Here is a 14,942-nt window from a genome sequence, read left to right as displayed (position 1 = left end):
CCGCCGGGAGAGAGGTCGGCCCGGCGGCGGCATTCGGAGGATCGGCCCGTTCTTGACACAATAGGGACGTGACCGTGATTTCCACCGATACCCCGAACCCACCCCAGCTAAAGCTGCCACCGCTGCAACTGGGCCATCTCACCGTGGACACCCCCGTGGTTCTGGCCCCGATGGCAGGCATCACCAATGCCGCCTTCAGACGCCTGTGCCGGGAGTACGGGGGCGGACTGTACGTCTCCGAAATGGTGACCTCCCGCGCCCTGGTGGAACGCAATGAACAGTCGTTGCGGATCATCTCCCACGACGACGACGAAGGCATCCGGTCGGTACAGCTCTACGGTGTGGACCCCACCACCGTCGGGGCTGCGGTGCGACTGATCGTCGAGGAGGACCGCGCCGACCATATCGATTTGAACTTCGGTTGCCCGGTCCCCAAGGTCACCCGCCGGGGTGGGGGAGCGGCACTGCCGTGGAAGACCGACCTGTTCACCGCCATCATTCAGGCAGCCACCCGTGAAGCGGCCCGTGGGGAGATCCCGCTGACCATCAAAATGCGCAAGGGCATCGACGACGACCACCTCACGTTCATCGAAGCCGGGAAGATCGCCCGGGACGCCGGCGTCGCAGCGGTGGCCCTGCACGGGCGCACCGCGGGCCAACACTATTCCGGAAAGGCCGACTGGGACGCGATCGCCGAACTACGCAACTCCCTGCCGGATATCCCGGTGCTGGGCAACGGAGATATTTGGAGCGCCGAGGACGCCATCGCCATGGTCGAGCAGACCGGTGTCGATGGCATCGTCGTCGGTCGTGGCTGCCAGGGCAGGCCCTGGCTCTTCGGGGATCTGCAGGCAGCGTTCGAAGGGTCCGACCGCCGTTTCCGCCCGGGGCTGGCCGAAGTGGCCGCCAGCTTCCAACGTCACGCCGAACTGCTCGTGGAGTATTTCGAGGATGAGGCCAAGGCGCTCCGCGATATCCGCAAACACGTGGCCTGGTATTTCAAGGGGTACGCGGTCGGTGGAGACCTGCGCGCCTCCCTGGCCGCGGTGCCGACCCTCGAGGTGCTGGCCCAATTGCTGGCCGAACTCGATGCCGACGTGCCCTATCCGGGGGTCGGCGCCGAAGGCCCCCGCGGCCGCGCCGGCTCCCCGAAACGCACCCACCTGCCCGATGGCTGGTTGGATACTCGGATCATGGACGAGGAACACCGGGCCATGATCTCCGCCGCCGAGCTGGACGTCTCAGGTGGTTGAGCGGGAGACCCGCCGCAGCCCGGCCGGCTACACGCCCTTCGATGAGGAACGCTGGGTCAAAGAACCGGAAAAGCTCGCCTACCGCACCAGCTTCGAACGCGACAGGGCCCGTGTCCTGCACTCCTCGGCGCTGCGCCGGCTCGGTGCCAAGACCCAGGTCGTCGCCCCCATGTCCGATGATTTCGTGCGCACCCGGCTCACGCATTCACTCGAAGTCGCCCAGGTCGGCCGTGAGCTGGGGGCCACCTTGGGATGTGACCCCGACGTGGTGGACACCGCTTGCCTCTCCCACGATCTGGGGCACCCACCCTTCGGGCATAACGGTGAGAAGGCACTGAACCAGCTGGCCACCGGTATCGGCGGGTTCGAAGGCAATGCGCAGACCCTCAGACTGCTCACCCGGCTGGAAACCAAGAAGTTCCGTGACGACGGCGAACCCGCAGGGCTGAACCTGACCCGTGCCACGCTCGACGCCGCCTGCAAATACCCGTGGCGGCGCGCCGACGCCCCGATCGTCAACGGCCGACAGACCGGAAAATTCGGTGTCTACGAAGATGATCTGCCCGTCTTTGATTGGCTGCGCTCGGGGCACGACGGCGGCGCCACGGTCCGCCCCGAACCACGGCAGAAATGTGTGGAGGCCCAGGTCATGGATCTGGCCGATGACATCTCCTATTCGGTGCACGACGTGGAGGATGCGATTGTCGCCGGCCGATTCCAGCTGCGCTGGATCCGTGATGCCGACCAGCGGGCCCGGGTGATCGACTGCACCCAACGCTGGTATTTGCCCCAGGTGGATACCGCGACCATCGACGGCGCCTTGGCCCGGCTGGAGGCCACCAACGAATGGGTCGAGCATTACGACCAGTCCCGCAAGGGGGCCGCCGCGTTGAAGGATATGACCAGCCAGTTCATCGGTAGGTTCTGCCAATCGGCCTTCGACGCCACCCGGGCGGTCTACGGCCCGACCCGGCTGACACGTTTCAACGGCCAGCTGATCATTCCCGAAGAAACAGATCATGAGATCGCCGCCATGAAGGGGCTCGCCGCCGCCTACGTGATGACCAGCCAGGAACGCCAGCCCATCTACCAGCGCCAGCTGGAGGTGCTCGGAGAGCTTGTCGGACTGTTGGAGGACACCGGAGACCGGTATCTCGAACCTCTTTTCGCCGAGGACTGGGCCAGCGCCACCGACGATGCCGGCCGTCTGCGTGCGGTCATCGACCAGGTCGCCAGCCTGACGGACTCCTCGGCAAAAGAATGGCATGCGACCTTGGTGCAGGGCCATTCCTTCAGCCTCGAGCTCTTCTAGGGCCCCGGAGGCCGCCGCACTGGGCCGGTGCCCCCACCCCGGGCATTAGACTGGTGGCCATGGCCGGATTGATCAAGCGCGAAGACATCGACGAGGTCCGCTCACGCACGGACATCAAGGAAGTCGTTGACGGGTACGTCACGCTCCGCTCGGCAGGTATCGGATCGTTCAAGGGGTTGTGCCCCTTCCACGACGAACGCAGCCCCTCCTTCCACGTCCGTCCCCAGGTGGGGACGTTCCACTGTTTTGGCTGTGGCGAATCCGGCGACGTCATCTCCTTCATCCAAAAAATGGATCATACGACGTTCTCCGAGACCGTCGAGCAATTGGCAGGCCGCATCGGCTTCGAACTGCGCTACGAAGACGGCGGATCCGGGCCCAGCCGTCAGGACGTCGGACGCCGGCAACGACTGCTCGACGCCCATAAGATCGCGGAGGAATACTTCCGCGGCCAACTCCTCTCCGAGGAAGCTGCGACCGGAAGGCAATACCTCTCCGAGCGGGCCTTCGATCGGGCCGCCTGTGATCATTTCGGCGTCGGATATGCGCCCAAGGGGTGGGACCAGCTCCTGAAGCATCTGCGCAGCCGGGGCTTCCACGACGAGGAGCTCAAACTCACGGGAATGTTCTCCGAGGGCAACCGTGGCATCTACGACAGGTTCCGCGGCCGCCTCATCTGGCCCATCCGAGATCTGACCGGGGCGACGATTGGGTTCGGGGCCCGAAAACTCTACGAAGACGACCAGGGGCCAAAATATCTGAACACCCCCGAGACCCAGCTCTATAAGAAATCCCAGGTCCTTTATGGTGTGGATCTAGCCAAACGGGAGATCACCAAAAACCGGCAACTCATTGTTGTGGAGGGCTATACGGACGTCATGGCCTGCCACCTCTCGGGGCTGGGCACGGCGGTGGCGACCTGCGGTACGGCATTCGGCGCCGAGCACATCAAGATTGCCCGCCGCCTCCTGCGCGACGACGGCTCGGGAGGCGAAGTGGTCTTCACCTTCGATGGTGACGCCGCCGGACAAAAAGCGGCACTGCGTGCCTTCGAAGAGGATCAGCGGTTCATCGCCCAGACCTATGTGGCCGTCGAACCCAGCGGCGCGGATCCCTGTGAACTGCGCCAGCACCGCGGCCCCGAGGCGGTGAAGGAACTCATCGATTCCAAACGTCCGCTCTTCGAATTCGCCATCCGTGCCGGACTGAAGAAATTCAACCTCGATACCGTTGAGGGCCGGGTGCAGGCCTTGCGTGCCTCGGCACCGATCGTCGCCGCCATCCGTGACTCTGCCATGCGTCCGGCCTACTCCCGTGAGCTGGCCGGCTGGCTGGGCATGGACATGGATGAGGTCAACCGTGCCGTGGGCGCAGCTGCCAAACGTGCCCGCGAAGGAACCGGAGCCGCTCATGACCGAGGACCCCGCACCGGTCCCGCGGGGGAGGTGCGACAGCAACACGGCACCAGCCGGCAGGGCCCGGGCTATGGTCCCGGGGCCGCTCAGGAACCCCCCGTGCCGACCTTCGAACGCCCCGACCTGCGCGACCCGGTGACCCGGATGGAACGTGAATCGCTGGAGGTCGTCCTGCAGCAGCCTGGCGTGCTCAGCGCCGATCAATGGCAGGCGTTCTACACGGCACGCTTCCTCGCCCCCGTTCATGCCGCCGTCCACGACGCGGTCCGTGCCGCAGGAGCCGCGGGGGCCACCCCATCACAATGGGTGGAATCCATCCGACAGGAAGTGCCGGACCCGTTGCGCTCCTTCGTCTCCGAACTGGCAGTGAACCCCTTGCCGGCGAACTCGGAGGAGTCACTGACGCGGTATTGCCAGGGCATCATGAACCGATTATTCGATTTGCAGATCACCCACCAGAAGGCCGATCGTATCGGTCAGCTTCAGCGGATGGATCCCGTGGCCGACCCCGAGGGCTACCAGCGAATCCAGCGCGAGCTGATGGAACTCGAGCTGCGCCGTCGGTCGCTGCGCCAGGAATAGGAGCGGGCCGAACCGGGCGATTTAGCAACCTCGGCCAAGCTCTTGTATAGTCGTCTCTGTTGCTTTCCCCCATAGCTCAATTGGCAGAGCGTTCGACTGTTAATCGAAAGGTTACTGGTTCGAGTCCAGTTGGGGGAGCGGAATAAACGTCCGTCCTCGTCACCTCTGGTGGCGGGGACGAACGTGCTTAACGCCTGAGCTGAGCCGACCCGGTCGTCGAGTTCGCATGATCGCCGACCTACCATGGGGCCATGGACTGGTTGCAGGCACCCGACTACTGGGTGGCACGGGAAATCCTGCAGCGCGGGGTCGCTGCCGTCTTCCTCATCGCCTTCGCCTCCTCACTGAACCAGTTCCGTGCCCTGCTCGGCGAGCGGGGCCTGCTGCCCGCGGATCGGCTCCTGGCTGGGCCTGGCGCACGCGGCCCCACGTTGTTCACCCGGTGGGGGTACTCGGATGCCAAGTTGGTCGCCGTCTGTTGGGTGGGCCTGGTCGTGGCCGGCGTCCTTGTCCTCGGACTCCCACAGGCAGGTCCTGCCTGGCTGCCGCTGCTGGCGTTCCTGGTGCTCTGGGGGCTCTACCAGTCGATGGTGAACATCGGAGGGATCTTCTACGGGTTCGGCTGGGAGATGCTCCTGCTCGAGGCAGGGTTCACCGTCGGATTCCTCGGCTCGCATCAGGTGGAACCTCCGCGGACCATCCTGATCTTGATCGCCTGGCTGGTCTTCCGGCTCGAATTCGGTGCCGGGATGATCAAATGGCGCGGGGACCCGGCCTGGCGGAACCTCACCGCCCTGTACTACCACCATGAGACCCAGCCCATGCCCGGACCGTTGAGCCGCCGGGCGCATCTGGCCCCGTGGTGGTGGCATCGCTGTGAAGTGGCGGGAAACCATGTGGCCCAACTCGCCGTTCCCTTTCTGCTGTTCATCCCCCAACCGGTGGCCTCCATCGCCGCGGGGCTGATCATCTTCACCCAATTATGGTTGGTGGCCACCGGTAACTTCGCGTGGCTGAACTGGATCACGATCGTGCTGGCCTGCTGTGCGGTTAATGACCGGGCCTTCGCAGCAGTGGCTTCGATCATCCCCGGGGTGCCCGCCGGCGCGGTGGCGTACCACCCTGAGGTGGGTGCCGGCCCCGCGGCGTGGATCGTCCTGGTCCTGCTGGCCACCGGGGTCCTGGCGGTCGCCGGGTTCCCTGCGCTGCTGAACTTCTTTTCACGTTCACAACTGATGAACGCCAGTTTCAACCGGTGGCAGCTGGGCAATGCCTACGGCGCCTTCGGCAGTGTCACTCGCCAGCGGGTCGAGGTGGTCATCGAAGGAGAAATCGACGGTGAAACAGGCTGGCATGAATACGAGTTCCGGGGCAAGCCCGGGGACCCGTCCCGCAGGCCGCGACAGTTCGCGCCCTACCATTTGCGCTTGGACTGGATGATGTGGTTTTTGCCGTTGGGGTCCCTGCACCAGCGCTGGTTCCATGCCCTGCTGCTCAAACTCCTGGCGGCCGACCCCGCAATATTGGCCTTGCTACGGGTAGATCCCTTCGCGGGCAGAGCCCCGGACCGGGTCCGAGTGTTGACCTACAGCTACCGTTTCGCCACCCGGAGCGAGAAGAAGGAACAGCACGTGCACTGGGTCCGTTCGGACCGGCGACTGGCCATCGGTCCGGTCCAGCGCGGTTGAGGGCAGGGCAGGACCGGAGCCGATTCGAATTCGGGACGGCGTCCTGCTAAAGTTTTACTCGCTTCCTTCCCCCATAGCTCAATTGGCAGAGCGTTCGACTGTTAATCGAAAGGTTACTGGTTCGAGTCCAGTTGGGGGAGCTAGTTGCGAACGTCCGTCCCACCGCACGGTGGGGCGGACGTTCTTCATGTCACGTCGTTTAGGTCATCAGTGGTACTTGGCGGGGCCTGACCACGATCCACAAGGTCGCGATGGCCAACAGGATACAGACGGCCATCACCGCAGCCATCGGCGTCGCGCTGCCGACGCCGAGTAGACCGACGATGGGGGAGATCGCCCCGGAGAACCCGAAGGTCGCAGCCCCGAGCAGCGCCGCTGCCGTGCCCGCCTGGCTGCCATGACGGTGCAAGGCCAGGCCCTGGATGCAGGGGAAATTGAAGCCGGTGGCGCAAATATAGAACCATAGCGGGATGGCCGTGCCCCAGAAACCGAAGCCCAGCTGGTCGGCGACGATGATGCACAGGGCAAAGACGACCTGGGCGATCGTGGCAGCGGCGATGATCCATTGGGCCCCGAACCTGCGGACCAGCCGGGCGCTGGTCTGTACGCCGGCCACCACACCCAGCGAGTTCACCATGAACAGCAAACCGTAGGCCTGCTCGTTCAACCCGAACACGTCCTGGAAGACGAACGGGGAGGCCGAGAGGTAGGAGAACAGCCCGGAGAAGTTCAGCCCGCCGACCAGCAGCAAACCCACGAAGATCCGGTCCTTGAGAACCAGCGAATAGCGGCGGAGCAGGTGTGGGCCACCGACCGGACGGCGTTCGGGGGGAAGTGACTCACCCAAGAGGAGGATCGCCGTTGTCGAGGCAACGATTCCGTAGCCTGCCAGCGCCCCGAAGATCCCATGCCAGTCGGTGACCAACAACAGTTGGGAGCCGATCACCGGGGCAAAAATCGGGGCCATGCCGTTGACCAGGGCCACGTAGCTCATCGTCTTCACCAACCACAGACCGTCATATAGATCGCGCACCATGGCGATCGCGACCACCGAACTGCCGGCGGCGCCCACGCCCTGGAGGACCCGGAACAGCATCAGCATGTCGAAATCCTGCGAAAGGGCTGCCCCCGTTGAGGCGCCGATATGCAGAATCGTTGCCGCAATGAGCGGGCCCCGGCGTCCCAGTCGGTCGCTCAGTGGCCCCACCACCAACTGACCGGCAGCAAAACCGAAGACCGTCCCGGTCAACGTCAATTGTGCAGCTGCCTCGGTAATGCCCAGGTCCAGGCGCAACGCCGGGATGGCCGGAAGGTAGAGGTCCACGGTGAAGGGGCCGAGGGCCGTGAGCATGCCCAGCACCACGATGCGCAGGACCTTTGAACGTCGGCTGGGGGCAGGGGTCGGTGCAGGGGTTCCGGGCAAGGAGTCCTCGAGGTTGGAGAGGAGGGAAACGGGTCGGCTGCGAAGCCGATAGCCACAGCCTATCCCGGGTCCTCGAGCGACCGGCGAACTGCGGGACACAGACGCTCGTAGGCGCGATCATGACCTCTGACTTGAGTGTTGTCTACCCCCGAGTAGCTCCCGTATGCAGGCAAGATGGTAGGTTTTTGAGTGCACAGGCCCGTCTGGGCCGCCACCGAAGGAGGATCAGGATGACACGAACCACGTCCGGACGTCGCCCATCGTCGTTCACCGGCCTCATGAAGCTTGTCGGTCGACTGGTGCCCAAACAGCTGAATGACGAAATCCAGCTCGCTATTGCCCAGATGAAGAGCAAGGCCATCAAGGCGGGGATTGGAGCCGGGCTAGCTGTCGTCGGCCTCGTCTTCATCACCTTTATGATCGTCGCGCTGATCACTTCGGGGATCCTGGCTTTGGGGCTGGTCTTCAAACCATGGCTGGCCGCCCTGATGGTCGCCGCCTTCTTCCTGATCATCGCAGCAATCCTGGCCTTGATCGGCGTCATGAAGATCAAGCAGCAGATGCCGTTGATCCCCGAGGACGCCATCCGCGGTGTGAAGTACGACCTCGGCGTCGCGAAACAGGGTCGCTCCTTCGACCCATCCACCTTGGACCAGAAGAAGCCCAAGGATGAGGAAGCCAAGAAGGACAAGAAAAAGAAGAAGGACGAGGACAAGCCGGCGCCGGTTCCCTATAACGAGCTGCTCAAGCGTTCACAGGAACGTCGTGAGCATCTGGCCGAGGTCCGCGACGACCTGGCCCCGAAGCTCGATGTGAAGCGCCAGGCGAAGGAGAAGTCCGAAACCGCCAAGACCTATGCGCAGGACGGCAAGCTGCGGGCACGTCAGGCATTGCACGAGCGGACCCACCAGCAAGCTCCGAGCGACGCCTCGCAACTGCTCAAGGACCGCTGGCAGCCGCTGGCACTGATGGGCGCCTCGCTGGTGGCCCTCGGCGCCTTCGTGCGCAAGCTCCGTAAGTCCTGATCCAGCTGGACCCGTCGGCGGGCCGTTTCGAGTGGTTCAACCAGTATCGATCGGCCCGACGGTGGACCATGATCTCCGGGGAGAAGGGAAGCACGCGTGAAGATCATCGGCGCCGGTGGGCGTGATGACATCGAATATCGCGAGCTCACCACGTTCTGGACCCTGCCGAACCTGATCACCGTTCTGCGCTTCGGGCTGGTTCCGGTCTTCGTGTGGATGGTCCAGTCCGACCGTTATGGCTGGGCCACCATCGTCCTCGTCGTTCTGGGTGCCACCGACTGGATCGATGGATATGTTGCCCGGTTGCTCAACCAGATCTCGACGGTCGGTAAATGGCTTGACCCGGTGGCCGATCGGGTCGCCCTGATCGTGGTCATCGTCGTCTTCGTCGTCGACGGAATCGCCCCGGCATGGTTGGCCTACGCGATCATCATCCCCGACGTCCTGCTGATCACCAGTACGGTGATCCTCGCTCGCGGGAACCCGAACCAGCCGGTCAGCAACCTCGGCAAGATCCGCACCGCCCTCCTGCTGGTCAGCATGCCCCTGCTGCTGCTCAGTCGGGTCGAGACCGCACCCGGCGAGGTGCTGGAGACCGTGGCCATCGTGCTGCTGGCCATCGGTTGCGTGCTGCACCTGATCGCTGCAGTGTTCTATTTCCGGCAGGCCCAACGCCGGGCACGCATGCTGAAATCCGGGGGAACATGGTCTGGTTAGCCGTCTCCTGCGCGGTCACGGCAGCGTTCTTCCTGGCCTTCGGCACGCAGCGCCAGAGCAGCGCCGTCCGCGCTAGTAGCGGCGGCCTGGCTGTGTCCTCCCGGGGCATCCTGCGTCTGCTGGCCAATCCCCGCTGGATGCTGGGCCTTTCCTTGATGGGCGTCGGGATGGTCCTGAACGTCTATGCGCTGGCTAGTGCACCCTTGACCGTGGTGCAGCCGATCGGAGCCATCGCACTGGTCATCACCACCGTCGTCAACGCCCGCGACCAGGGCATCCGCATCAACCGGCCCACGGTCCTGGCCATTACTGCGTGCATGAGCGGCAGTATCGGCTTCGTCTTGCTGGCCATCAACGTCACCGCGAGCACCCACGAAATCAGTCGTCAACAGGAGCTGGCTACCGTCCTGCTGCTCGCCATGGTGGTTGGCATCCTCACCGTGGTTCTGCTCAGTTTCCGGCGGCGGATCAGCGCTTTCGTCTACATCATGGGAGCCGGGGTGCTCTTCGGTTTCGTCGCCGTCCTGGTGCGCACCATTGCCATTGGGCTGATGAACCCCAACGGAAGGTTCCTGGGAAATATTGCCTGGTATGTCATCCTCGCGGTGGCCGTCGCCGGACTGTTGGGAACCTACTGCGTACAGAACGCCTATTCCAGCGGACCCCCAGAGCTGGTGATCGCCGGGCTCACCGTGATCGACCCGATGATCGGCATCGCGATTGGCATCGGCATTCTGGGCGAGCTGAGAGCCGACGTGCACCCGGTCGTGGCGATGTCCATGGTCGGGGCGGCTCTCATTGCTATCGTGGGTGTTACTGCGTTGTCGCGGCATCATCCCGATGTGTTGCAACGGCAGGAAGAGGCACGACGCCGGCAGGCGGGAACGGGACGCTAGGCCGCTAAGGGGCCGGGCCACCGTATCCGCAGCACGTGGTGTCTCACGTGCATCCAGAAAAAATCCCCGAGAAGCAGGAGCCAGCCCCCAGTGAGCGGTGACAAACCCCTGACCATCCTGATCGCGGCGGATACCTACCCGCCGGATATCAACGGGGCGGCGGTCTTCTCCCACCGGTTGGCCACGGCCATGCAGTCGCGAGGGCATACGGTCCACGTCGTGGCAGCGCGTGACGTGAACGGCCCAGGAATCGTCGAGCACCGTCGCGAAGCGACCGTGCATCGGCTGCGTTCGCACAGCCAGCCCACCAAATCGACGCTCCGCTTATGTCTGCCGTGGGAAGCCAAACGTGATATCGGGCGCATCCTGGATGAGATCAAACCCGATATCGTGCATGTGCAGTGCCACTACATGGTCGGGCAGGCGGCCGTGAACGAAGCAGAAAAGCGCGGAATCAGAACCGTCGCGACCAACCACTTCATGCCGGAGAACCTGGACCCGTTCTTGCCGTTCCCGAAGTGGTTCAAACGCATTGTGGCCCGCAACTCCTGGCGCGACATGGGCAAGATCATGGGCAAGGCCGCAGTGGTCACGACGCCCACGCCCTTGGCTGCGCGTGCCATGATGACCCACGCGCGGCTGCGTCGGGTCCTGCCGTTGTCCAACGGCATCAACGCCTCCAACTACCAGATCGACCCCGGCGAAACGGTTCCCCGGGCCCAACATCCCATGCTCCTGTTCGTGGGCCGGCTGGCCGTGGAGAAGAACGTCGACGTGCTGGTCCAAGCGTTGAGCCTGACCCGGAGCGAACCGGCTCCGCATCTGACCATTGTCGGTAGCGGGGAACAACGCGGGCCGCTCGAGCGGCGGGTGGCCGAATTGGGGCTTCAGGACCGCGTACATTTCACCGGCCATATCGAGGACGCTGAACTACGCGTCGCCTATCTGCAGGCCGATGTGTTCTGCCAGCCCGGAACCGCCGAACTCCAGTCGCTGGTGACCCTCGAAGCACTCTCCGCCTCCACGCCGGTGGTCTTGGCCGATGCGATGGCGTTGCCGCATCTGGTGGACAACGGAGTCAACGGCTACCTGTTCACCCCTGGGGACCCGAATGATCTGGCGAAAAAGGTGGACGCCATCCTGGGCCTGGAGGCCTCCGAACGGGCCCGGATGGGTGCCGCCGGTTTGAAGAAGGCCGAACAACACAGCGAAACGAAGACGATGGATATCTTCGAAGCGCTCTACCGGGGTGCCGGCGCCGACGATTTCCTGGTCGCCCCGGACGCTTGAGTGGCCACTGCGGTACCGGTTTCCATTAGGATGACAAGGGCCGCGGTGCCGAACGCGGCCTGTGCCGAGGGGCGATAGCTCAGTTGGTTAGAGCAAGGGACTCATAATCCCTGGGTCGTGGGTTCAAGCCCCACTCGCCCCACACGTCCGACCGGTACGCGAGAGCGTGCCGGTCGGATCCACCGGCAGAACCTGGGCCATAGCTTGCACGTCGACCGGGGAGGCCAGCATGGAGCGGACCTTGCATATCGTCATGTTCACCGACCAGCATCCCGAGACGCTCGGGGGAATGCAGACCTCGGTTCAGCTCCAGCGCAAATATCTGGAGCGGGCAGGTCACCGGGTGACCATCGTGGCCCCGGCACTCCGCGGCCGGGCATCCGATACCGACGCCCACGTGTTGACCCTTCCCAGCGTGGCACTGGGACCGGGTGAGTACGGGATGACCCTGCCCACCGCGCGCACCATCAGAACCCTCGTCTCCCGTTTGCGGGCCCGTGGGCCCGTGGACCTGCACCATGTGCAAGCAGATTTCTGGGGTGCAGCCATCGGATACGCTGCCGCCGAGAGGCTGGGGGTCCCCGTGGTACACACCATGCATAACCACCTTCAAGCGGGGCTGAAGGCGACCATGCCCTTACCCGGACTGTTCCAACGCGGTTTCGGGCTCATGCAAAAACGTGTTCTGCACACCGGTGAGCCGCCGGCTGGCGACGCGTGGACGTATTTGCGTGGCTTTGCCTCCCGTGCCGGAGCCGTGACCGCTCCGTCGACCCATTTCGCCGAGCTGCTGAAGGAGCACGGGGTCTGTTCTCGGCTGGAGGTGATTCCCACCGGGCTGGACGACGACGTCGCGCAGCGCCTGCTCGAAGAACCCCGTTTGGAGTCCACACGGGAGCGCCCACGGCTGGTCTGGATCGGACGTTTCAGTGCGGAGAAGCGTTTGATTCCCTTCCTGCGCGCGGTGGCCGCCTCGGGGATCCGAGCCGATGTGCACATCTTCGGGGATGGGGCCGAACGCCAACGTGCCGAACGGATCGCCGCGGATATCACCGCCTCGACCATCACGTTCCGCGGTCGCGTTCCTTATGCCCTGATGCTCTCCGAGCTGCGCCACAGCGATGCGCTGGTCCAGACCTCGCAGGGCTTCGAAACCCAGGGCATGACCGTCTATGAGGCGGCAGCCTTGGGAACCCCGGCCGTGCTCAGCGATCACCGCATTGCCGCCGACCTGCCGCGGCAGCTGCTCTGGCTCACCGACGACGATACCGTCGAGGGGCTGGCCCGGACCCTGCGTCGGGCGACCGCCGACCTGTTGCACGGCAGTCGGGAACCCCTCGAAGCGGCGGAGGCAGGGAAGCTGCTGCAAAGCCGCCAGACAGAACTCATGCTCGGGGTCTACGGTCGAGTCCTCGACGACTCGCCCCCTCGGGAACGGGCAACAGAATAGAAGGACGCCGGTCCATCAGCAGTGACAGCGGATCGATGTAGTCACCCTTGAGGCGGACGCCCCAGTGAAGGCAGAATCCCGCACAGTGCCCGCCGGCGCCCACGCTGGCGACCTGCTGGCCGGAGACGACCCGGGTGCCGACCGTCAGCTCTGTCACGACCGGCTCAAAACTGGAGACCAGTCCACCACCGTGGTCGATGGTCAGCACCTGGCGATCGACGACCACCCCGGAAAACCGAACGACTCCGTCGGCAGGAGAATCAACCCCCGTGCCTGCCCCGGCCCGCAGGTCCACGCCACGATGCCCGGCAGCCCACGGTGCTGGAGGGGCGGCGAAGGGATCCATGAGTGCCTCCGGGCCACCGAGCGGCCAAGACCACTGGCCGGTCCCCGCCGCAGCATCGGCGCCCCGCGCCTCGGCAGGACCGGCGGGGCTCGCCGATCCACCCCCGACCAGTAGCGCCATGGACAGGACCACGACGACGGGCCAACGGAAAGCTCGGGGGAGGGGCATGAGTCGATCCTGCAGCGCTGGATGGGCTGCCGCATCCCCCGCGCAGGAGGCCGTGGGAAACCAGGGCGCGGTGGCTGCTGTGGAGGGTTCGGTGTCGTCCATTCGGTGCCCGCCGCTGTAGTACACTATTAATCGCAGTTCTGTGAGTGGAAGGCCTGTGCCTACAGGCAAGAAACGACTGGAACTGACTTCGCGTATTGCGTCTCCACTTTTTGATGCCGTCTCTTGGCGGCTTCCCACGGGTGGAACCTGCAGCCAACGGTCCGGAAACCCGGTGGGCTGAGGGGGCCGGAAACGGCGGCCGATACCAGGGGCACCACCGACCGGTGGAATGCCACATAACCGAAACAACAGGTGGTTACCGCGGTCCCTGCCGGGACCGGACTGCTACCGCCGGAAGGAGTTGCGACATGCCCGTCGTAACCATGCGCCAGCTGCTCGACAGCGGCGTCCACTTTGGCCACCAGACCCGTCGCTGGAACCCGAAGATGAAGCGCTTCATCTTCACCGAGCGCAACGGCATCTACATCATCGACCTCCAGCAGTCGCTGTCCTACATCGACCGCGCCTACGAGTTCGTCAAGGCCACCGTCGCCCACGGCGGCACCGTGCTGTTCGTCGGCACGAAGAAGCAGGCCCAGGAGGCCATCTCCGAGCAGGCCACCCGCGTGAACCAGCCCTACGTGAACCAGCGCTGGCTCGGCGGCATGCTGACCAACTTCGCCACGGTCTCCCGGCGGGTTGCCCGCATGAAGGAGCTCGAGGAAATCGACTTCGACGACGTCGCAGGCTCGATGTACACGAAGAAGGAACTGCTGCTGATGCGCCGCGAGCTCACCAAGCTGCAGACCAACCTCGGTGGCATCCGCAACCTGACCAAGGCACCGTCGCTGCTCTGGGTTGTCGACACCAAGAAGGAACACCTGGCTGTCGACGAGGCACAGAAGCTGAACATCCCGGTGGTCGCCATTCTCGACACCAACTGCGATCCTGACGAAGTCGATTTCCCGATCCCGGGCAACGACGACGCCATCCGCTCCGTGAACCTGCTGACCCGCGTCGTCGCCGACGCCGTGGCCGAGGGCCTGATTGCCCGCAGCAATAAGCAGAGCGGGAACACCGAAGCCGCCGCAGAGCCGATGGCCGAGTGGGAGCGCGAGCTGCTCGAGGGCAACGCCAAGACGGACGAAGCCAAGGTTGCTGCCGAAGAGGCAGCACCGGCAGCCGACGCCGAACCGGAGGCTCCCGCACAGGAAGCCGCCGCCGCAGCGGAGGCAACCACCGAGGCAGCAGCCGAGAAGCCTGCCGAGGACGCCAAGTAACACCTTTGGGCTAAGAGGAGCCGGCGGGCCACACGGCCCGCCGGCTCCGCTCAAA

Annotated in this window: 12 protein-coding genes and 3 tRNA genes; 13 read left to right on the top strand and 2 right to left on the bottom strand. The window is 64.6% G+C overall.

Features of this window, described 5'->3' with window-relative positions:
- The first annotated feature begins 68 nt into the window (after window positions 1-68).
- The 6 genes from dusB (at window position 69) to FM101_RS02030 (ending at window position 6,390) form a co-directional block, all read left to right on the top strand.
- The gene (gene dusB, locus FM101_RS02055) at window positions 69-1,253 is read left to right on the top strand and encodes a tRNA dihydrouridine synthase DusB (RefSeq protein ID WP_086994731.1); all 1,185 of its coding nucleotides are present in this window, start codon (window positions 69-71) and stop codon (window positions 1,251-1,253) included.
- The gene (locus FM101_RS02050; RefSeq protein ID WP_086994728.1) at window positions 1,246-2,565 is read left to right on the top strand and encodes a deoxyguanosinetriphosphate triphosphohydrolase; all 1,320 of its coding nucleotides are present in this window, start codon (window positions 1,246-1,248) and stop codon (window positions 2,563-2,565) included. The genes dusB and FM101_RS02050 overlap by 8 nt, the downstream gene beginning before the upstream one ends.
- A gap of 59 nt (window positions 2,566-2,624) precedes the next feature.
- The gene (dnaG, locus tag FM101_RS02045; RefSeq protein WP_086994725.1) at window positions 2,625-4,562 is read left to right on the top strand and encodes a DNA primase; all 1,938 of its coding nucleotides are present in this window, start codon (window positions 2,625-2,627) and stop codon (window positions 4,560-4,562) included.
- 65 nt (window positions 4,563-4,627) lie between these two features.
- Window positions 4,628-4,700, top strand: a tRNA-Asn gene (locus FM101_RS02040).
- Between the two features lie 113 nt (window positions 4,701-4,813).
- Window positions 4,814-6,250 carry a lipase maturation factor family protein gene (locus FM101_RS02035; RefSeq protein WP_086994722.1) on the top strand — a complete coding sequence of 479 codons (1,437 nt, stop codon included), beginning with the start codon at window positions 4,814-4,816 and terminating at the stop codon, window positions 6,248-6,250.
- A 67-nt stretch (window positions 6,251-6,317) separates the two neighbouring features.
- A tRNA-Asn gene (locus FM101_RS02030) sits at window positions 6,318-6,390 on the top strand.
- Window positions 6,391-6,449: 59 nt separating this feature from the next.
- On the opposite strand, the gene FM101_RS02025 is transcribed toward FM101_RS02030, so the two are convergent.
- On the bottom strand, window positions 6,450-7,673 hold the full coding sequence (locus FM101_RS02025; protein ID WP_281255499.1) for a multidrug effflux MFS transporter: 1,224 nt from the start codon (window positions 7,671-7,673) through the stop codon (window positions 6,450-6,452).
- Window positions 7,674-7,903: 230 nt separating this feature from the next.
- On the opposite strand from FM101_RS02025, the gene FM101_RS02020 reads away from it, so the two are divergent.
- From FM101_RS02020 to FM101_RS01995, 6 genes are all read left to right on the top strand, one after another.
- A complete protein-coding gene (locus FM101_RS02020) occupies window positions 7,904-8,698 on the top strand; it encodes a phage holin family protein (RefSeq protein WP_158225846.1) in 795 nt (264 codons plus the stop codon).
- Between the two features lie 96 nt (window positions 8,699-8,794).
- Window positions 8,795-9,415, top strand: coding sequence for a CDP-alcohol phosphatidyltransferase family protein (locus FM101_RS02015; RefSeq protein WP_086994713.1), 621 nt, complete (start codon window positions 8,795-8,797; stop codon window positions 9,413-9,415).
- Window positions 9,403-10,311, top strand: coding sequence for a DMT family transporter (locus FM101_RS02010; RefSeq protein ID WP_086994710.1), 909 nt, complete (start codon window positions 9,403-9,405; stop codon window positions 10,309-10,311). Before FM101_RS02015 ends, FM101_RS02010 begins: the two co-directional genes overlap by 13 nt.
- Window positions 10,312-10,401: 90 nt before the next feature.
- Window positions 10,402-11,601: a glycosyltransferase gene (locus FM101_RS02005; protein WP_086994707.1), complete on the top strand. Its 1,200-nt coding sequence runs from the start codon at window positions 10,402-10,404 to the stop codon at window positions 11,599-11,601.
- Between the two features lie 68 nt (window positions 11,602-11,669).
- Window positions 11,670-11,743, top strand: a tRNA-Ile gene (locus FM101_RS02000).
- A gap of 87 nt (window positions 11,744-11,830) precedes the next feature.
- Window positions 11,831-13,051, top strand: a complete 1,221-nt coding sequence (locus FM101_RS01995; RefSeq protein WP_241895185.1) for a glycosyltransferase — start codon at window positions 11,831-11,833, stop codon at window positions 13,049-13,051.
- Here the strand turns inward: FM101_RS01995 and FM101_RS01990 are convergent.
- Window positions 12,987-13,565 (bottom strand): M23 family metallopeptidase, encoded by a 579-nt coding sequence (locus FM101_RS01990; protein WP_086994704.1) that lies wholly within the window; start codon window positions 13,563-13,565, stop codon window positions 12,987-12,989. The two genes, FM101_RS01995 and FM101_RS01990, sit on opposite strands and share 65 nt — an antisense overlap.
- 410 nt (window positions 13,566-13,975) lie before the next feature.
- Here FM101_RS01990 and rpsB point away from each other — a divergent pair, with 410 nt between their 5' ends.
- The gene (rpsB, locus tag FM101_RS01985) at window positions 13,976-14,887 is read left to right on the top strand and encodes a 30S ribosomal protein S2 (protein WP_086994701.1); all 912 of its coding nucleotides are present in this window, start codon (window positions 13,976-13,978) and stop codon (window positions 14,885-14,887) included.
- Window positions 14,888-14,942 lie beyond the last annotated feature (55 nt).

The sequence above is a fragment of the Arthrobacter rhombi genome, assembly GCF_900163545.1.
GTDB lineage: Bacteria > Actinomycetota > Actinomycetes > Actinomycetales > Micrococcaceae > Arthrobacter_H > Arthrobacter_H rhombi_A.
The sequence above is the reverse complement of the archived record's forward strand: the minus strand, read 5'-3'. Positions and strand labels throughout refer to the sequence as shown.